The organism is Iodobacter fluviatilis (genome assembly GCF_004194535.1).
Lineage (GTDB): Bacteria > Pseudomonadota > Gammaproteobacteria > Burkholderiales > Chitinibacteraceae > Iodobacter > Iodobacter fluviatilis_A.
The window spans coordinates 3,182,633-3,202,766 of record NZ_CP025781.1; the positions used below are offsets into that span (position 1 = coordinate 3,182,633).

Sequence of the window (20,134 nt, forward strand, 5' to 3'; positions counted from 1 at the left end):
AAGTTGGTGAGCGTAGAAAAAGAGCAGGCGTATAGCCTGCTCTTTTTTATTAAGTTTCTGGGTCGGTGTTGTTTTATTGACAGGGCAATGTTGTTTTTTTTAAACAATCAATATTATTTTTTGTTAAAGAAAATTTTTGTACTGTGAAGATTTCTTCTTAAAAAAAACAACAAAATTTCTATTTCATATGTTTTTTAGCTAATGGGGTGTGTTTGAATTTTTATGTATTTATTGGATTATTGTTTCAATAATTGAAATTTTTTGCTTGTTAAGCTCTAAAAATTCTTACAAATTATGCTTTTATGTCTTTGTCGTTATCAGCCATCATGTAGTGCAGACTCAAAAAACTGGGGACTATTTTAATACCAGTGTTCCGCTTGTATCTGAAAACCACGCTATTGCTACATTGCATTTGGAGCAGCGTGCTGCATTAGATGAGCAGCAGGTACAGTTGCCTACGACGTGATGACCGTTTCATTCGCGGCTGCGTTGGCTACAGTTTTGAGGCTGAACTATAACTGGGGTGAGAACAAAATTAAATCCTACTATGCTTAATGCTCTTAGAGCCAAAGAAAGCGGATTTAATTTTACTCTGACCCCAGTTATTATTACTCTGACCCCAGTTATTATTACTCTGACCCCAGTTATTACACCTGCTCGAGCCTGATATCAATCAAGAGATTTACGGCTTGCCTGAATACCTATCGGCGCTTAATTCAACCTGGCTTAATGAATCCGCCACGCTGTTTCGCCGCCGCTATTTTGAAAACGGCAGCCATGCCGGTTTTATTCTGTACATGACCGACGCCGCCCAAAACGAAAGCTATATCGACGACCTGCGCGAAGCCCTGCAAAAAAGCAAAGGCCCAGGGAATTTTAAAAACTTAATGGTGTACGCACCAGGCGGCAAGAAAGACGGCATGCAGATCTTGCCTATCTCGGAAGTGGCGGCAAAGGATGACTTCTGGAACATCAAGAATGTAACCCGCGACGATCAACTCAGCGCCCATCGTGTACCGGCACAACTGATGGGCATCATTCCCAACAACACCGGCGGCTTAGGTGACGTAGAGAAAGCCGCCACCGTGTTTGCGTATAACGAGATTGAACCATTGCAAGAGCGCATGAAAGAGTTAAACGACTGGCTGGGGGTGGAGGTGATCCGCTTCAAACCTTACGTACTGGCGTAAACAAACCCAAGCAAACAGCAAGCCCGCAAGCGCGGGCTTTTTTACGCCTGCATTTTAAGAAGAATCTGCCATCAGCCCCCAGCGCGCGCCCTCGTGACCCCGCCACGCCTGCCCACTTAACACACTATTTTTTATGCACCTGCATGAGGAAGGCTCAAGCCGCGCCAAATATGGCCCAAAATGGTAAAAAATGCACCTATAAAAGCTTGCATAATTTGCGTATTGCTTGCCTATTGTTGCAAGGTACGCAACACCTATTTAGGTAGTAACAGGTGCAGAGCAAACATAAGTCCTGCTAGGTTTCATACCCTCATAGCCTAAGGAAGCAAATTTAACTTTACTCTGACCCCAGTTATTTTTTAATGACCCCTGTTATTTAACATTTTTTTGGAATGTGAGACTTGACATGTTTCAACGTCGTCAATAAATTGACGCCATTGCCCTTAAAGATGTGAAGAAATGAAAATTGTTGATTTGTTTTGCGGTGTTGGTGGGCTTTCTCTTGGCTTTCAGTCTGCTGGTTTTGATATTAAGGCATCATACGATTCATGGGAAAAAGCAGTAGCCATTTATCGAGATAATTTTTCTCATCCAGTATATAAATTTGATTTGTCTGATAGTGATAAAGCATCTGAAAGTATTGGGTTGTTGAATCCAAATATTATAATTGGTGGTCCACCATGCCAAGATTTTTCCCATGCAGGAAAAAGAAGTGAGGGGACAAGGGCTAACTTAACATCATCATTTGCGACTATCGTTTCAACAGTAAGGCCTGAATGGTTTGTAATGGAAAATGTTGATAGAGCACAGAACAGTTCGGCATATAAAGAAGCTAGAGATATTTTAAAATTAGCAGGGTATGGTTTGTCAGAGAACGTACTTAATGCAAGTCTTTGTGGTGTACCACAGAAGAGAAAAAGATTTTTTTGTATTGGAAAACTAGGTGAAATTGATGGATTTATGGATGATTTTTTAATGTCTGGTTTAAGTGAAAAGGCTATGACAATGAGAGATTATTTTGGTAGTGAACTGGGCTTGGATCATTACTATCGGCACCCACGAAATTATAGTAGAAGGGGTATTTTCTCGATGGATGAGCCTGCACCTACAATTCGTGGTGTTAATCGACCTGTTCCACCTAATTATGTGAAGCATGATGGCGATACATCTAGTTTAGATGGAATTAGACCACTGACAACTTTGGAAAGAGCTAGAGTGCAAACATTCCCCTCTGATTTTTCGTGGTCTGGGACAAAAACTGACTTGGAGCAAATGATTGGAAATGCCGTTCCTGTTGAGCTTGGTAAATATGTGGCAAATGCGATTAAAAAATATATAGATAAAAATGGAAAATAGTAATGAATGAAGAGTTTAAGAGTTGGTTGGTTTTAGAATAAGGATTTTAAAGATCGGTCAACTAGAAATGTTGTTTGCAAACTTAAACGAAGATCATTATTTGTGGATATTAATAACAAAACACCAGTTAATAATTTAATATTCTTACTTTCTGATACTGAAGAGTTTAAATCATTAACTGGTAATGTAAGAAGACAGTTAAAAAGAGCTATTGTGCTACATTATTATTTTATAGGTAAGTAAAACTAATACATATCTGGTTCGGCTAAATTTTCGACTGGATGTGTATTTAAAAAAGCCCTGGTGTATTGAATAAGATTGCATCAAACCGCCTTTCTGGGCTTAATAAGTCTTGACCACCACCTAAAATTATATTTTTAATCTCAGTTTTTTTTATTATAGGCGTTGATAATCTATCACATCTCATGTATTTATTTGTAACACTGCCATTTGAGGCAAAGGCTTTGTCATTTTTTGTGTTGAATGACAGCTTATCTATTACTTCTTCTGCATTGAAGTGACCATTTGCTTTAATGTCACGCAACATTTTAAATAACCAGATTACTGTTCTTGTTTGTCGAGTGATACTTTTTGCATCAGTCTTACTACATGCAATTTCTGTTAAGAAATAACTAAATCCTGCATCGCTCCAAATAAATATATCTAAACAGTTCTCAGTAAGTTCTGGTTGTTTACCTTTTGTTTTCCAGATTGGTTGAATTAAGAAAGGTTTTTGCGACAAAAAATCGCTAAAGCAAATTGAACGGACAGAGCTAACAATAATATCTATTTTTTCAAGAACTAACTTAGGATCTGTCCAGTCTGAAATTTTAATATCTGGTATTAGTTTATGTAAGTTATCACCAAGACTAGCTGCAAGACTACAGGCCAAATATACAATAGAGTCTGGGCGAACAACTATTTCACTGCCATATAAATTTTCAGATAAGCTATGTGTTGAATTATCAGGTAAAGCCGTTAGCTTAACTTCTAATCCAGATAAGCACTCCCCTGAGTGTATTTCCTGAATAACTAAATCGGTTCTAGGTAGTTGCCCGATAACAAATTTTTGATATGGAGAGTGTTGAGCTTCAAATGCAAAAAAAGTGTTATCTCCGTTTGGGTCTATTCCAAATGCTTCTTTAATTGTTATTGAGTTAACAGAGAAAATACCATTGTTAATAGATAAATAGTTTGAACTTATGTCTTTGCTAGAAAGATAACAGCACATAGCAGCTGGAAATGATGAGTTAAACTGATTCTTACCCCATGAGTCTTTATTTGTGAAATCTCGATTTGTTTTTTTTAGTCCAAATAAACTAGGTACGACGGCATCCATAAAACCCCGTTAAAAATTTAAGTAGATTAATATCTGATGTTACCTAATCGCTTTAGGTGGAATGGGCTCTGCAGCTGATTGAGAAATCCCTAACCCATTGATTTTTCATAATGTGTGCGTAATATCAGTTAATATCTATAAATTCTAACACTAAACCTATGAAATAACTGGAAATAACCAAAATAACTGGGGTCAGAAGTTCGCAGTAACAGTAATTTAGCTAGCGGGTTAAAGTCCCGCCCGAGGAATTGTCCATACGCCTCGGTAGTACGAAAGAGCGGCGTTTGAGTAATCAAGGGTCGTGAGTTCTTTACGACAAAGAGGCAGACCGTAACGAAAGTGAACCTAGAAGTAGCCTCGTTAACATTGCAGTTGCCGACCTCGTTTCTGTATAGGGAAGGCCGTTGTGCTGATGTGTTGGCAATGGAAGCCACATCCGCGAGCTGTCGGGGTAGCAGGGGCGGTATGTTTTGGAAGTTAAATTACCCAGTGCTGGAGATCCATCACGGTGGCAGGGAGACTGCCAAGCGCAATGTATAAGGAAACGAAATCAGCGCGTATCGTGATGGAAGTCGGAGGGGTTCATAGTACCGTTTGAGATTGAGGGACAACATAACCCCAGTCGAGGGAAGGGACCCTGCTTTGTTCATGCAACTGAAGAGCTGAGGATCAGGAGATTGCCATGTTGCTAATCACTCCGAATGAGATCAGGACGCTACAGAGGAAGCTGTACATCAAAGCCAAGCAGGAACCAAACTATCGTTTCTACGCACTCTACGACAAGATTTACTGTGCTGACATCCTCAAGTTAGCGTGGCGACTGGTCAAGGCAAACAAGGGCAGTCCTGGGGTTGATGGGATTGACTTTGCTGCCATAGAAAGCGGCGAAGGGGTAGATTGCTACTTGTCGGTAATTAGTCAGGAACTGCAAGATAAAAGCTACCGGACTGGGGCAATCAAGCGCGTCATGATTCCCAAAGCGGATGGCAGTTTGCGTCCACTCGGGATTCCGACGATACGAGATCGCGTGGTTCAGATGGCGACCAAGCTGGTGATGGAGCCTATCTTTGAGGCGGATTTTTGCGAGCACTCCTATGGGTTTCGCCCAAGGAAATCAGCACATCAAGCAATAGACGCCATTGCAGAAGCTTTGTGGCAAGGTAAAACGCAGGTCATCGATGCTGATTTGTCGAAGTATTTCGACAGCATTCCTCACGCTAAACTGATGGCCACGGTAGCTGAGCGCATTGTGGATGGGGCTGTACTGGCCTTGATTCAACAATGGCTTAAAGCGCCGGTTATTGGAAAAAGTGAGAATGGAAAAGCGGCAACGGTCAGTGGAGGAAAAGGGCAGCGCAAGGGCACGCCGCAAGGTGGGGTGATTTCTCCGTTGCTATCGAACCTTTACTTACATCTACTGGATAGAATCTGGCATCGCCACAATATAGGGAAGAAACTACAAGCGAGCTTGGTGCGGTATGCCGATGACTTTGTAGTGCTCTGCCGTGGCGAGACCCAAAGCCCGCTGGCGCATATGAAGTGGATATTGGATCGGCTGGAATTGACGCTTAACGAAAGCAAGACAAAAATTGTTGATGCTAAAGCCGCGTCATTTCTATTTCTGGGATTTGATTTGCGCACGAACCTATCCGCTAAAGGCACTCGCTATCCCTATATTGAGGCCTCAGCTAAATCGGTAGAGAAAATCAAGACGCGACTAAATGAAATTACTGGAAGAACCCAAACATGGCGACCAATTGAAGAGGTGGTGCGAGATTTAAATCAAGCATTACGCGGTTGGTCGAGTTACTTCCATTACCGGAATTCATCCAAGCAATTTTATAAAGTGAAGCGTCATTCAGAAGAACGGCTAAGGATACATCTTCGCAAACGGCACAAAGTCAGCGATTGGAAAACGAGCATGCTCCGTTATCCAAGGCGGGTGCTAAATGAGCGATACGGTTTGTATTCATTACCGACAGCAGCAGGTTGGAAATCAGCGCATGCTTGATGTGAAGAACATCGGAAAGCCGTGTGCGGGAAAATCGCATGCACGGTTTGATGAGGGAGGGCAGGTGAAAACCTGCTCTCTACTCTACCAAAAATAACTGGGGTCAGAAGTTCGCAGTAACAGTAATTTAGCTAGCGGGTTAAAGTCCCGCCCGAGGAATTGTCCATACGCCTCGGTAGTACGAAAGAGCGGCGTTTGAGTAATCAAGGGTCGTGAGTTCTTTACGACAAAGAGGCAGACCGTAACGAAAGTGAACCTAGAAGTAGCCTCGTTAACATTGCAGTTGCCGACCTCGTTTCTGTATAGGGAAGGCCGTTGTGCTGATGTGTTGGCAATGGAAGCCACATCCGCGAGCTGTCGGGGTAGCAGGGGCGGTATGTTTTGGAAGTTAAATTACCCAGTGCTGGAGATCCATCACGGTGGCAGGGAGACTGCCAAGCGCAATGTATAAGGAAACGAAATCAGCGCGTATCGTGATGGAAGTCGGAGGGGTTCATAGTACCGTTTGAGATTGAGGGACAACATAACCCCAGTCGAGGGAAGGGACCCTGCTTTGTTCATGCAACTGAAGAGCTGAGGATCAGGAGATTGCCATGTTGCTAATCACTCCGAATGAGATCAGGACGCTACAGAGGAAGCTGTACATCAAAGCCAAGCAGGAACCAAACTATCGTTTCTACGCACTCTACGACAAGATTTACTGTGCTGACATCCTCAAGTTAGCGTGGCGACTGGTCAAGGCAAACAAGGGCAGTCCTGGGGCTGATGGGATTGACTTTGCTGCCATAGAAAGCGGCGAAGGGGTAGATTGCTACTTGTCGGTAATTAGTCAGGAACTGCAAGATAAAAGCTACCGGACTGGGGCGATCAAGCGCGTCATGATTCCCAAAGCGGATGGCAGTTTGCGTCCACTCGGGATTCCGACGATACGAGATCGCGTGGTTCAGATGGCGACCAAGCTGGTGATGGAGCCTATCTTTGAGGCGGATTTTTGCGAGCACTCCTATGGGTTTCGCCCAAGGAAATCAGCACATCAAGCGATAGACGCCATTGCAGAAGCTTTGTGGCAAGGTAAAACGCAAGTCATTGATGCTGATTTGTCGAAGTATTTCGACAGCATTCCTCACGCTAAACTGATGGCCACGGTAGCTGAGCGCATTGTGGATGGGGCCGTACTGGCCTTGATTCAACAATGGCTTAAAGCGCCGGTGATTGGAAAAAGTGAGAATGGAAAAGCGGCAACGGTCAGTGGAGGAAAAGGGCAGCGCAAGGGCACGCCGCAAGGCGGGGTTATCTCTCCGTTGCTATCGAACCTTTACTTACATCTACTGGATAGAATCTGGCATCGCCACAATATAGGGAAGAAACTACAAGCGAGCTTGGTGCGGTATGCCGATGACTTTGTAGTGCTCTGCCGTGGCGAGACCCAAAGCCCGCTGGCGCATATGAAGTGGATATTGGATCGGCTGGAATTGACGCTTAACGAAAGCAAGACAAAAATTGTTGATGCTAAAGCCGCGTCATTTCTATTTCTGGGATTTGATTTGCGCACGAACCTATCCGCTAAAGGCACTCGCTATCCCTATATTGAGGCCTCAGCTAAATCGGTAGAGAAAATCAAGACGCGACTAAATGAAATTACTGGAAGAACCCAAACATGGCGACCAATTGAAGAGGTGGTGCGAGATTTAAATCAAGCATTACGCGGTTGGTCGAGTTACTTCCATTACCGGAATTCATCCAAGCAATTTTATAAAGTGAAGCGTCATTCAGAAGAACGGCTAAGGATACATCTTCGCAAACGGCACAAAGTCAGCGATTGGAAAACGAGCATGCTCCGTTATCCAAGGCGGGTGCTAAATGAGCGATACGGTTTGTATTCATTACCGACAGCAGCAGGTTGGAAATCAGCGCATGCTTGATGTGAAGAACATCGGAAAGCCGTGTGCGGGAAAATCGCATGCACGGTTTGATGAGGGAGGGCAGGTGAAAACCTGCTCTCTACTCTACCAAAATTAAATCCTACTATGCTTAATGCTCTTAGAGCCAAAGAAAGCGGATTTAACTTTACTCTGACCCCAGTTGTTATTTCTTTTTTATTTCTTTTTCATCATTCGTTTTTTATCTACAAAAAACACTTTAATATTAAATTCATTTTGCATCTTCCTCAACATAAAGAAAAAACATACACCAGCAATATAGCGTTGAATAAAATAACTTGCTGCAACAAACAATGGAACAGAAATGGCTACAGATGCAAATGAAGGGTAGATATTTCTAGTGCTCAACCCAGCCAATTCAGAAGCCAATAATATTATACCAAATACGACAGGAATTTTATCATAGAAAAAAAAACCTTCCGGCAAAAAAGAAGACATTTCGCCCTCATTCATTTCTTTAGAGTTAAAAACAATAGATTTTAAAAAACTAACGCACGCAATAGAATTCACAACAAAATATCTTACTGTAAAAGAACAGACATAAACAATTAAGGATAAATACAATGCAAACAAACAAAACCCAATCTTTGTAAATATGGAGTGCTTAAAAAAAACAGGCATAGACAATGAAAGACAAAGAAACACAAACGCAGCAACAGACACTAAACGTTTTAGCAAGATAAAACAAGCTTCATTACTTTTAATTAAGTACACAAAAGTTGATAAAGAAAAAAAACAGATGATACAAGGTATTATTATAAATAGTGACAAAACTCTTGCATCATCACTACCTCCTGAATATTTATTAGCAAGTATAAAAAAAGCCAAGGCATCAACTAATATAAACAATTGTAAAATAATGTATAAACTATCAAATTTTTTAATAAACATCACGAGTACCATTAGCTATTCTATTTTTTACATCAAAATACGTGTCGAATCCATCGACTAACGTAGCTGCTAAAACATACCCTCCGATAACAATCACCACTGTAAGGAGTACGGGAACTGACCCCACAAAAGCCCCAAGACCAATAATGCCTGCTGTTACACCAGCAACAATAACCCCTCCAAGGGCAGCAGTTGCACCTGCTTTAGCAATACTAACTCCTGCCCTACCAAGGAACTCACTCGTATCTTTACTGCCATTTTTTCCAAATACAGTAACCATATCGCCATAAAGATCAATTACAGTACCAACCGCCCCAACTTTCATTCCTGCTTTAAAATTACTTCCAACCGTTAGTGAAATACGTTTAAACCCACCAAACCCATTTCTTCCTCTGATTGTATTGTTAGCGCCTAAATACTCTGCCTTTGCACTTCCTATAGGAAATTTCATAGTTTGCACCTTATTTGACAAACCAGAAAGTGAAATAAGTTTACCTTTTAAAACATACCTATAATTTCCAATAGGTGATTTTTCTATATACATTTTCATGCCGAGAGTATTAAATTTTTTCCAATGTGATATAAAATAACCCGCTGACTCTTTGAAATAGTTGGCTGTCGATACATCATTAGCTATCAATGAATCTGCAGCGCCAACAGTATTTTTTACTATGAAATAAAAATCACTATTTATAGCTGGCTCTTTAGCTAAAATTTCATCTGGTGCTCCTGAAATAAGTCCACCAGCATTCAAACGAGCTAAAATTGCAGGATGTAATTCTTTAGCTGTCAACTCACCAACAATTACATGCTCTTGCACTTGTATTTTTTGCGGCTGAAAAGAAGCATAATCGAACTGGCTCTGCTTCATACTCTTATCAGCTAAATATTTAGAGAAAAAATCAATTTCTTGTTTATTGATTTGGCCCATACCATATGGGTCATCTGCGGTACATTGCATTTTAACCAACGATGCATCCTTACTCCCTATTGCAATTAGCATGGGCTCAGGTTTTATTTTTGGATCATCGTCATATTTTGTATCATCCAATTTATTTGGTGCATACTTTCCAATCACCACTCCATTAAGCTCCAGAACTAGACTTGTTCTAAAATTTCTAGATACCCAAATAGAAAAGCGCTCACCATCTTTAAATGTTGCTCTTTGGTTTTTGCTGGCTTCAACCAACACCTTGTCACGCTCATTATAAAAATCAGACTTTACAGCGCTTAAAGTATAGGTGTTTCCTTTTTTTAAATTTATATCAAAAACAATATCACGATGTTTACGTAAAATAACTCGATTAGCACACCCTGCAACAATCCCTTTTGCGTCTTGCCCCGGCAAGCAGATGTATATTTTTTTTTCTGGCAAATTATTCATTATTATTTACCTTTTCTAGTTATTTGACTTGCTTTGAAGCTATCAAAATTAATATCTTTTAATTCGGCCCAACCAGAGCTATCCAATGTCAATGAGTGCCCTGTGCCATCTTGGGACGCCAATTGAATTAATTCATTTTTTGGTGAGTTTCCATCTGCATCTTCATATCTTATTTTCATATTTGTTTTTTTGCCCTCAGATTTGAATGCCTTCACCAAGCTCGTAGGCCCACTGATCTCATGCTCCCCCCTTTAATGCTTATTTCCCCTGGGCAATGAATTTCAATATTGCCGTCTTTTATCCGGATATAGCCGCCGCCGGATGTAAAGAGCAGTTCATCACTTGCGGTGATTTCTGCTTTTTCTTTGCAGGCGGTGATTTTAACGTTTTTATCGGCGGTGATTTCGATATCGTCGCTTTGTGCTTGCAGCTGGATTTTGCCTTTGGCTGCGATGATCTTCAGCGCAACTTTGTCTTTTACCCCGGCCACAAATAGGCTGATGTGCTGGCCTACGTTGTGAATCCAGCGGCGGCCAGAGGTTTGGTTGGTGTCTCTTTGGGCGACCATATCAAGGTTTGTGCCTGCGCTGAGGGTTTGGCTTTGCGGGCTGGTGATGGCCACGCCGTCTTCCCCGTGCAGCAAGATAATTTTTTGTTGGCCTGCTTGGTCTTTAGATTTGCTCTTGCCGTCTTTATCGGTGTTGCTGCCTGCTTCAAGGCTTTTGCTGGCGTGTACGTGGTGATAAAGATGGCCGGTGCTGGCGGTGCTGCCCGCGCTATTATCGGCCTCAACAGTTTTGCCTTCGTCGCCGGTTTCTATGCTGTCGGCTAGCTGGTTGGTGGCCGTTTCGCCTAGGCTTTGGGCAAGTGAAAGGGCAGATTCAAGCTGGCTTTGCGCAGGGCTGTGGTCTAGCTGCTTGCCGCTAGCGCCACCTTTGGCTTCGGTGCTAATCAGCAAGCCGCTGGCGCGAATCGCACCTTGTTTGTCGCTGCGTAATTCAAAGCCTTCGCCGCGTGCTTCACCTTTGCCATCGGTGCGCGGGTGGATTAAGTAGCCAAGGTTAAGCTGGGTTTTACCGTGCTCGCTAGATAATTTAGTGCGAACTTCGCCCTTGGTATCATCAAACAGCAGCTCGCCGTATTGGCCGCCTTCATGCTCTTTGGTTTTGATGCCGGATAGGGTTTTATTGGCAGGCAGAGCGCCAGCGCCGCTGAACGCGGGTACTGAATGGCTGCCGTTATAGGTAACACCCGTTACAATTGGGCGGTCGATATCGCCCTCTATAAAGCTGATACTCACCTCCTGGCCCACCCTAGGGATAAACTGATGACCGAAACCTACACCTGCGGATGGGCACGCAACGCGAACCCAGCAGGATGACTTATCGTCAAGGTTTGCGCCAAATTCTGGGTGTTCTGCGGCACGTTGCCAGTGATATTGCACCTTAATGCGGCCATATTCGTCGGTATACACTTCAGCTTGTTGGCTAGAGTCGGCAGCGCCGCCTTGCGGGCCAACCACGGTGGCGGTTTGTACGCCTCGGCTTTTGGGTTTGCTGTGTTCGGTATGAGCAAAGTTAGGCGTGATCGGCTGGCCACGTCTTTGGGCGGTGAAATTAACTTGGTAAGGAGGATTCGCAGCTGAAGCCGCTGTGACCAGTAGGCTGGGCGCGACTAGGCCAAGTTGCTGGGTTAAATCGGCTGGGAAATTATTATTGGCCGTGAATTTTAGCTCGGTTACCGCGAATTCCCGTTGCTCCGCTGACGTCCCCTCATGCGCGGGGTGGTCTTCTAGGCGAAACCATTGCCCCGCTTGTAAGCTGCGCAAAGTGCCAGAGCCGGTAAATGATTTCTTTTTTGCATCCAACGCTTGCTGACGCAGCCTTGCGTAGTGGCTTAGTTCATCGTTATCGCTTGCGTAATACAAAGACTGAGGATCATAGTCCTCAAAACTGACTTGTAGCTGTTGACCACCCTCGCCTTGATCGATATAACTTTCATCAAAGCTTTGGTTCGTTGTGGTGGTTTTGTAATCAAAGCTGGCAAGCGATACCGAGCTGCTGCCTACTTGACGCTGAGTTGTCCATTCGGTAAGAGAATCATTCTCCTCCGTCACGTCAGCTCTATGAAAGCGCACCAGTGATTCATGCGCCTCTGGAATCGCAAACGCATCGTCAAAGATCAGCAGCTGAACTTGGGGGCTATCTCCGGCCAGATGAAGCCAGCTCCACCCAAGCCCTTCCTCCGCCAATAGCCGTGTAATAAAATCGCTATCTGATTCTCTATACTGCGTACAGTAGGATCGGGGCGCGTAAGTGCCGGATAGCTTGAAATCCAGCGTTTGCACGGCGGCAAACACAGGGTTTTTAGCTTGGTGCTCAGCCAAAATTTGCTTAACGATATCTGGCACGGATAAGTTTTGAAATACGCGGGAAGTACGGCGGTATCTGAGTAGCGCAAACGGCGGCTCTACGGTGAGGGAATATTGAGCGAAGCCCCATCAGAACCTAATAGCTGCGCCTGACTCACTACCCCACAACGCTCTATCGCATCACCATTGGCGTTTTCTATCGCCAATACCACCGGCAAGCCTAATAGCGATTTAAGTTCTAAATCGCCATTGGAGGACAAGCACTCAACCTGATAGCGATACGCTTGGCAGATCCCCTCACTACCTGTTACGCGCTGGGGTAAGAGCTGCTGGCCCCAAGCTGCACCATCGCCTAGCTGAAGAGAGATAAGGCGCTGATCTTGATTAAAAGCAGCGGCGAAGGAGGCAAGCAGATCGAAGGGCATGTTAAACCAAGGGCTTACGAGAAGCTTCGTATATTACATGGGACTTTATGATTGCTGATCTAGTCTTGCAAAAAATGTATTGTGTAATTATGCACAAAATCAGAAATTATAAGGTGTTGTGCTTATTTTTTATTTCAAGGGAGGTTCTACATGGTCATGAAGTAGAAAGTATCTTGGAAGGGGGATTACTTGATAAGATTAATTCTTGGCGGGGTTTTTGCGTAAAACTGTTACAGGCTGTTGCGGGTTGGTAGCAAGAGTGAGTGTTGATAAGTGGTTGATTTTAGTTGTTAATTGCTCTTCATACTTGCATGTGCAGCAAGTATGAAGAAATCAAATGGTTAAGTGGACGTTTAATTGTTTAGTCGAGAATTCCGTTTTTTAGAAATTCGTTGTGTTTTTTATGCCAAGGAGTAACTGAGGTTAGAGCAAACTTAAATCCTACTATGTTTCATGCGCTCAGATAAGAACCGCGTCACTTGATCGTGACTGATTTCCTGATCCAAGACCTCGGCCAAACTCGTCGCCGTTGCTTGCCCACAGGTCGCGATTAAAAAGTCGGTATAGAGTTCAAGTTCTTCAAGTTTTATGCTGTAAGGTTAACGGATTTTGATTTTGGGTGCGCAACATCAGTTAAGGACGATACCGCCTCGCTCAGTAAAGGGCGGCTAGTTGCTCAAGAAATTGCCGACGATATTGCCGTGGCGGCGGTGATTGGGCATTTAAATTCGTATATTGCCGCCCCAGCTGCGCAAATTTACGAGCGAGCGGGTTTGTTAATGATTACCAGACAGCACAGCTGCTCAAGGCTATGACACCGTTAAATTACTGGTGCAGGCCATGAAAACGGCCAATAGTGCTGTGCCAGATAAAGTGGCTACGGCATTAAGAGCCACTAAAAATTGGCAGGGTGTAACGGGTGTAGATACATACAGCAGCAAGGGTGATTTGGTAGGAAAGCATCTTGCTAAGGTCGTGGTAAAGAATGGTAAGTTTGAATATTTTAAAACGACAGCACTGAAGTAATTAACTGAAGAATAAAAAGAGGCCGCTTTGAAGGGCTGCCTCTTTTTATTTGTAGAGCTGTTTAATTTAATGCGTGATTAAAACTTGTAATTGGCCTTGGCGTACCAGCTGCGGCCATGTGGGTCTGTATATTTAGGATCGAAACCTACTTGGAAGTGATCGGCCTGATTGGTGAAAGGCGGATCGGTATCAAATAGGTTTTTCACCCCAAGCGTCAGCTCAAGGCTCTTGGTGCGATACGTGCCTTGCAGGCCCCAAGTGCTATAGGCTTCTACGGTACGGTTAACACTATTACCTGTTACTGGATCTGTGACTTGGTTTTGATCGATATAGCTGGATGTCAGGTTATTGGTCAGTGCAGCACCCCATTCAGCCATATTCCAAGACAGCGTTAGATTGTGTCTCCAACGTGGGTTCATGCCAAGGTCGATATATTGGCCAACGCTATCAAAGAAAGCGCCGTCTTTTTCACGCTGATACTCGTTGGTGATGGTGTAAGTACCTTCTACGCCGAGGCGGAAAGTACCATATTCTGTTTTAGGTGTTGCAGCCAGAAAGGATACATCAAGACCATCAGTGCGTAACTCACCCAGATTTTGTGATTTGGAATCCACATAGTCGATCAAGCCTGGCAAGCCCGCTGCAATATCCGCTGCGGTTCGTGCTTTGCGAATCACTTTATCTTTGTATTTAGCGTAGTCACCAAAGATGGTGGAATCGGATATTGAATCAATCCGATCTTTAATATTGATATTCCAGTAATCAATACCTAGGGAGATGTTTTTAACTGGCTCAATTAAAAAGCCAAAGGTGTAATTAGTGGATAATTCTGGTGTGAGTGATTTATTCCCACCTTGCACTAGATTTAATTGCAAATTGCAATCCAGTGGGCTCTTGGTTGCTGCGCAGCGCTCAGGGTCATCGTAACTGCCGCCAGTATTTGTTTTGCTGGTAGGGCGGTTTAAATCGTCCAGCGTAGGGGCGTGATAACCGGTGCTGATTGAGCCGCGTATCACCACTTCATCGATGGGCTGATAGCGGAAGCTGATTTTAGGATTGGTAGTGCCGCCCATATCGTCATAATGGTCATAACGAAGCGCTGCTTGTAATTCCAAGTTTTTAAGAATGGGTACGACCATTTCGGCAAAACCTGCATACACCAAGCGCTCACCATTGGTGGATTGGCGGTTGCCGCCACCGCCTAAGATATCACCGCTGGATAAAATAGCTTCAGGCGTATACGTATAGCTTTCTTTACGCACATCACCACCAAAGGCAAAGCCAACTTTCCCTGCGTCTAACTGATAAATTTCTTTAGAGAATTGAACATCGGCTGATTTATTGCTGGTTTCACCGCTTTGTACTTTGCCGGTGATTTTTGCGGCATCTAATGCGGCTTTACCTGCGGCGTCTTGCGGGCCAAATGGGTTAATCACACCGCTTAGCATTGCGGGCAGGAGTTTACTTTCGTATACCCAGCCATTGGTATATTTATCTTCGGTTTTATTGAGTGCATAAACCAAGGCAGTGCGGTAATCCCAGCCTGCTACTTCACCCTCTGCTCCAACAATAAAGCGGTGTTGATCAGAAGTTGCTTCGTTTTCACGCGCACCTGCATCAATACCGCGCCATTGCAGCTTTAAATTACCAAGTGTGCCTTTATAAGGATCATATTTGCCATTGGCTGGGTAAAGCAAATCATCGCCATTAAAAGTAGTGGCGCTTGAAACCGGCACAGGGGATGAAGAATAAGTACCCACATTGCGGGTAAAAAGGTAATCCGCAAAGACTTGGGTACTGTCGTTAATTTTTAAAGTGCCCTTGCTATAGAAGGAAAGGCGCTCTTGTGGTGAAACAATATCAATAATGCTGGCGTAATCAAAACGGCAATTACCGCCAGTGGCAAAACCTGGGTTAGCCACGGGAATGGAGCGGGGCTGATCGCAGCCGGTTAAATAGCCCACATTAACTGGCTTTCCGCCTGGGCCATTTAAAATGGTGGCAGGGAAGGTATTGCCTGATGTTTTATTGACTTCTTTATCAGGAATATAAGATGTTTTGGAATAGCTACGATCTTTAGCGGCTAGGGCTTCTTGTTTGGATACATCCAGTGCCATAAAGACGTTGTAATTATCTTCGTCTAGGTTACCAAAACCAAAACTAAAGTTGGCTTTTTTGACTTCGCCGCCGCCGTCAAACGTTTGCTCAACGCTACCGCCAATTTCTGCGCCAATAAAATTTTTCTTTAAAATAAAGTTCATTACGCCGCCGATTGCATCGGTGCCGTAAACCGCAGAAGCGCCATCTTTTACAATTTCAACCCTGTCCACTGCGCCCAGCGGAATAGAGTTCAAATCAACCCCCGCGCTATCAAAAGCGTAGTTGGCCATGCGGCGGCCATTCACCAGAATTAGCGTTTTGGATGTGCCCAGACCACGCAAATTTGCGCCAGAGAAGCCCGGTTTAGCTGAATCGCCTACGGCCTGCGCCTGCGCGTAGCCATTATTGCTGGCTGCTAGATTGTCTACCAGCTCGGCCACGGTAGTCGCACCGGTTTTGGCAATTTCTTGTTTTCCAAGTACTTGGACTGGTGTTGCGCCAACTTTATTAGCGCGTTTGATATTGGAGCCGGTAACTTCAACCCGTTCAACTTTATTAACGGTATCCGCGGCTTGCGCATGGATCATTGCGCCTGCACCGATCATTGCAATAGCAATGCTGAGTCGCTTCATCTTCATTGGATGTCCCCTTGGGTTAGATGCCTTGGTGTCTGCGTGGCAGTGTCAAGACCGCTGCTAGGGAAAAATTATCATTTGTTATTATTTACCATGTAACGGAATGTAACCGTTTGACTCTCTTTGCTGTAATTCTGCTGCAGAAGTGCTTAGCAATTAAATGACAAGAGTATGATGGGGTGGTGCGACAAACTGACCGTAATCATATTGAAAGTAAACATTAAATAGGCGCGGTTAAAAAATTCAAAATGGCTGTTTTATTGATAAAAAAACCTTTCTAAATAAGGCTTAATTAGTAGCTTGTTAAGCGTATAAAACACATTTGTCACGTGGGTGGTTTTGTAAGTTTCTGAAATTTTTGTATTGAATTACGCCAGAGTAGTGGTTTTCCCATGTGAATTTTAAAGAATATATATAGCGCATTTAAAGGGTATATTTATTTTTTGTGCTAAATACATCTGCTTTATTGGCATTAAATTAATGTGTCTTGCTTATCTAAAATATTGAAATTATTTTTTAAAACTAAGTGCTGTAAGGGGTATGGTGTGTTTTCTACGCCACACTGCAGCGCTAAATTGCGAACATTAAATAAAACAGAAATATATGCATCGCTTGCCCGCAGCATTTCGGCATATTCTGCCGCCATCTATTAAATGGCTTTGCAGGAATTGCAGATGAAAATGATTTTTATTTTCTTATTGTTTACAAAAAGCCGCTAGCTTGATTGTTAGCTTTAAGCAGCTTGCCATCGATCAAACGTCGGATCAGCAGCAATCTTTCGATTTACGGACAGGCTGCTAGGTAGCCGTATTTGCGGCGCTGGCCACATGCTAAAGCTAGATATTGCGAATGACTTACTGATGAATAGCTATCTGGGCGCATTTGGCCAAGTGCTCAGTAATCTGATTATCAACGCCATTGTGCATGGCTTAGCAGGGCGCAGAGATGGCCTGATGAGCATAAGCCAGCGCCATCAGTGAAACTCAAGTGAGAGTGATTTTTAAAGACAATAGGCGCGGTATCAGTAGTGAGTATATTGATTGCATCTTTGAGCCATTTTTTACTACGCAACTTGGCATAGGTGGCAGCATCAGTGTAATTAGCTCAGAAGGCGAGGGGGCCATATTTAAAATGATTCTGCCATTTGTGGCTCAAGCCTCAACAAACTAAGCCCAAAAATATGGGCTAGCAGCCTGTCGGACTTAAGCGATCGTAGCGAGGGAAAGACCGGTTTGAGACAGATTTCGCGGGTTTTTGAGGCGAATAGCTGGCTATTCAACGAGAAAATGCGTGAAATATGGCCAAATCCGGCTTTTCCGTAGTAGATCAGTCTTAAGTCCGACAGGCTGCTTGTTTGCATAAACGCTACATCTCCCCTTTCCCTTACGCAACGAATGCCCTAAAGTAGCGTTCAATCGAACGATCGTTCAAAGATATGGATCTGGCTGCGCTACCTGAAGCACTTAAAACTCGTCTCACCAAATTAGGGCTATTGCGCCCGTTTGATCTGGTGCTGCATCTGCCATTGCGCTACGAAGACGAAACACACCTTTACCCCATAGTGGATGCGCCGATGGGGCAATCGGTATTGGTGGAGGGCACTGTTGACTCCTGTGAAGTGCAATATAAGCCGCGTAAGCAGCTGATTGCTCGGGTAAGTGATGCATCTGCAACCATCTCCGTGCGGCTGCTTAATTTTTATCCGAGCGTGGCCAAGCAGCTAGCAGTGGGTAAAACGGTACGCCTCTATGGTGAAATCCGTCGTGGGTTTTTGGGTGATGAAATGGTGCACCCTAAAATACGCGCTGCTAATGAGCAGGGCCTGAACGAAGCGCTGACGCCCATTTATCCAACAACGGCAGGATTAAACCAGCTGCAATTGGCAAAGCTGATCCGCTTAGCTTTAAAGCACTGCAACTTAGCCGACACCTTGTCGGAGCGAATACTTGGGCGGCTCGATCTGCCAGATTTTTCATCCAGCGTGCAGCTATTACATGCACCCACGCCAGATATTCCGAATATCTTACTTACTGAGCGCACTCACCCCGCTTGGCAGCGTCTGAAGTTTGACGAGCTGCTGGCCCAGCAGCTCAGCCTGCGCACGGCCCATGCCGCAAGGCGCGAGCGTACCGCACCGGTGATTGCGCCCAAAGGCGAGCTGGCGGCAAGTTTGCTGGCGAGTTTGCCATTTGCTTTGACCGGCGCTCAGGGCAAAGTTTTAAAAGAAATTACCCATGATTTAAACCAGCCTCACCCTATGCAGCGACTTTTGCAGGGCGATGTGGGCTCGGGAAAAACCATTGTGGCCGCGCTGGCGGCGTGTCAGGCGATTGAATCGGGCTATCAGGTGGCACTGATGGCGCCGACAGAAATTTTGGCCGAGCAGCATTTTAATAAATTATCCGCATGGTTTGCGCCGCTGGGTATTAAGGTGGTGTGGTTGGCGGGCTCTTTGGGGGCAAAAGCCAAGCGGCTAGCGATTGAAGACGCTGCGCTGGGCACTGCGCCGCTGGTGGTGGGAACGCACGCCATCTTTCAGGCGAGCGTGACCTTTGCCAAGTTAGGGCTGGCGATTGTGGATGAGCAGCATCGCTTTGGCGTAGCGCAAAGGCTGGCGCTGCGTGAAAAAGGCGGCAGCCCGCATCAACTGATGATGAGCGCCACGCCGATTCCCCGCACGTTGGCGATGAGCTATTACGCCGATTTGGATGTCAGCGTGATCGATGAGCTACCACCAGGGCGCACGCCGATTGTCACCAAGTTAATTAGCGATGCACGCCGAGATGAAATCATTCAGCGTATTGCCGCGAAGGTTGAAGAGGGCCGTCAGGTGTATTGGGTTTGCCCGCTGATTGAGGAGTCTGAAGCGCTGCAATTGCAAACCGCCGTGGATACACATCAGCAATTATCCGAAGAGCTAGAAGATATCGCAGTAGGCCTGGTGCACGGGCGAATGAAAACTGCCGAAAAAGCCGAGGTAATGGCAGCATTTTTAAGAAACGAAGTGCAGGTGCTGGTGGCCACCACGGTGATTGAAGTGGGTGTAGATGTGCCGAACGCCAGCCTGATGGTGATTGAGCACGCCGAGCGTATGGGTCTATCGCAGCTGCACCAGTTGCGTGGCCGAGTAGGGCGGGGCGCGCACGCATCGCTGTGTGTCTTGCTCTATACCACTCCACTTGGCGAGCTGGCTAAGGCACGCTTACGGGTGATCTATGAAAATACCGATGGCTTTGAAATTGCCCGTCAGGATATGGAAATCCGTGGGCCTGGTGAGCTGGCTGGGGTAAGGCAATCCGGCGTACCGATGCTGCGTTTTGCCGATTTAGAAAAAGACGCCGATTTACTCGAGGAAGCTCGCTTGGTTGCAGAAGACTTGCTGGCAAACGATGCCGCCACCGCATTAGCGCATCTGGATAGATGGCTACCTGGGCGGGAGATGTTGCTGAAAGTGTAGGCTGAGCAT

15 protein-coding genes and 2 pseudogenes are annotated in these 20,134 nt (G+C 44.8%); 8 read left to right on the top strand and 9 right to left on the bottom strand.

Features of this window, described 5'->3' with window-relative positions; all coding sequences use genetic code 11:
* Nucleotides 1-208 precede the first annotated feature (208 nt).
* From C1H71_RS14160 to C1H71_RS14170, 3 genes are all read left to right on the top strand, one after another.
* Nucleotides 209-466 carry a hypothetical protein gene (locus tag C1H71_RS14160; protein ID WP_130107122.1) on the top strand — a complete coding sequence of 86 codons (258 nt, stop codon included), beginning with the start codon at nucleotides 209-211 and terminating at the stop codon, nucleotides 464-466.
* 187 nt (nucleotides 467-653) lie between these two features.
* The gene (locus C1H71_RS14165) at nucleotides 654-1,190 is read left to right on the top strand and encodes a phage portal protein (RefSeq protein ID WP_130107123.1); all 537 of its coding nucleotides are present in this window, start codon (nucleotides 654-656) and stop codon (nucleotides 1,188-1,190) included.
* A gap of 459 nt (nucleotides 1,191-1,649) precedes the next feature.
* On the top strand, nucleotides 1,650-2,546 hold the full coding sequence (locus tag C1H71_RS14170) for a DNA cytosine methyltransferase (RefSeq protein WP_130107124.1): 897 nt from the start codon (nucleotides 1,650-1,652) through the stop codon (nucleotides 2,544-2,546).
* A 289-nt stretch (nucleotides 2,547-2,835) separates the two neighbouring features.
* On the opposite strand, the gene C1H71_RS14175 is transcribed toward C1H71_RS14170, so the two are convergent.
* Nucleotides 2,836-3,885, bottom strand: a complete 1,050-nt coding sequence (locus C1H71_RS14175; RefSeq protein ID WP_130107125.1) for a HindVP family restriction endonuclease — start codon at nucleotides 3,883-3,885, stop codon at nucleotides 2,836-2,838.
* Nucleotides 3,886-4,567: 682 nt separating this feature from the next.
* Between C1H71_RS14175 and ltrA (C1H71_RS14180) the strand changes: the two genes are divergently transcribed.
* Nucleotides 4,568-5,896 carry a group II intron reverse transcriptase/maturase gene (gene ltrA, locus C1H71_RS14180; protein ID WP_130104759.1) on the top strand — a complete coding sequence of 443 codons (1,329 nt, stop codon included), beginning with the start codon at nucleotides 4,568-4,570 and terminating at the stop codon, nucleotides 5,894-5,896.
* Nucleotides 5,897-6,489: 593 nt separating this feature from the next.
* On the top strand, nucleotides 6,490-7,818 hold the full coding sequence (gene ltrA, locus C1H71_RS14185; RefSeq protein WP_130105239.1) for a group II intron reverse transcriptase/maturase: 1,329 nt from the start codon (nucleotides 6,490-6,492) through the stop codon (nucleotides 7,816-7,818).
* A gap of 174 nt (nucleotides 7,819-7,992) precedes the next feature.
* Here the strand turns inward: ltrA (C1H71_RS14185) and C1H71_RS14190 are convergent, their stop codons facing one another.
* From C1H71_RS14190 to C1H71_RS21540, 6 genes and pseudogenes are all read right to left on the bottom strand, one after another.
* Nucleotides 7,993-8,727 (bottom strand): hypothetical protein, encoded by a 735-nt coding sequence (locus C1H71_RS14190; protein WP_130107126.1) that lies wholly within the window; start codon nucleotides 8,725-8,727, stop codon nucleotides 7,993-7,995.
* Entirely contained in the window at nucleotides 8,717-10,111 is a 1,395-nt protein-coding gene (locus tag C1H71_RS14195; RefSeq protein WP_130107127.1) for a hypothetical protein, read from the bottom strand. Before C1H71_RS14195 ends, C1H71_RS14190 begins: the two co-directional genes overlap by 11 nt.
* 2 nt (nucleotides 10,112-10,113) lie before the next feature.
* Nucleotides 10,114-10,290: a hypothetical protein gene (locus tag C1H71_RS21535; protein WP_262488480.1), complete on the bottom strand. Its 177-nt coding sequence runs from the start codon at nucleotides 10,288-10,290 to the stop codon at nucleotides 10,114-10,116.
* A gap of 32 nt (nucleotides 10,291-10,322) precedes the next feature.
* The gene (locus tag C1H71_RS21830; protein WP_308418312.1) at nucleotides 10,323-10,733 is read right to left on the bottom strand and encodes a DUF2345 domain-containing protein; all 411 of its coding nucleotides are present in this window, start codon (nucleotides 10,731-10,733) and stop codon (nucleotides 10,323-10,325) included.
* 279 nt (nucleotides 10,734-11,012) lie between these two features.
* Nucleotides 11,013-12,907: pseudogene (locus C1H71_RS14200) on the bottom strand (type VI secretion system Vgr family protein); the annotation flags it as partial.
* A 461-nt stretch (nucleotides 12,908-13,368) separates the two neighbouring features.
* Nucleotides 13,369-13,497, bottom strand: a pseudogene (locus tag C1H71_RS21540) (IS701 family transposase); the annotation flags it as partial.
* A gap of 250 nt (nucleotides 13,498-13,747) precedes the next feature.
* Here C1H71_RS21540 and C1H71_RS14205 point away from each other — a divergent pair.
* On the top strand, nucleotides 13,748-13,933 hold the full coding sequence (locus tag C1H71_RS14205) for a hypothetical protein (RefSeq protein WP_130107128.1): 186 nt from the start codon (nucleotides 13,748-13,750) through the stop codon (nucleotides 13,931-13,933).
* A gap of 77 nt (nucleotides 13,934-14,010) precedes the next feature.
* Here the strand turns inward: C1H71_RS14205 and C1H71_RS14210 are convergent, their stop codons facing one another.
* A complete protein-coding gene (locus tag C1H71_RS14210) occupies nucleotides 14,011-16,671 on the bottom strand; it encodes a TonB-dependent receptor (RefSeq protein ID WP_130107129.1) in 2,661 nt (886 codons plus the stop codon).
* A 469-nt stretch (nucleotides 16,672-17,140) separates the two neighbouring features.
* Nucleotides 17,141-17,314 carry a hypothetical protein gene (locus C1H71_RS20720; RefSeq protein WP_188053310.1) on the bottom strand — a complete coding sequence of 58 codons (174 nt, stop codon included), beginning with the start codon at nucleotides 17,312-17,314 and terminating at the stop codon, nucleotides 17,141-17,143.
* Nucleotides 17,315-17,495: 181 nt separating this feature from the next.
* Between C1H71_RS20720 and C1H71_RS20725 the strand changes: the two genes are divergently transcribed.
* Complete coding sequence (locus C1H71_RS20725) at nucleotides 17,496-17,648, top strand: hypothetical protein (protein WP_188053312.1); 153 nt, start codon at nucleotides 17,496-17,498, stop codon at nucleotides 17,646-17,648.
* A 455-nt stretch (nucleotides 17,649-18,103) separates the two neighbouring features.
* Nucleotides 18,104-20,125 carry an ATP-dependent DNA helicase RecG gene (gene recG / locus C1H71_RS14215; protein ID WP_130107130.1) on the top strand — a complete coding sequence of 674 codons (2,022 nt, stop codon included), beginning with the start codon at nucleotides 18,104-18,106 and terminating at the stop codon, nucleotides 20,123-20,125.
* Nucleotides 20,126-20,134 lie beyond the last annotated feature (9 nt).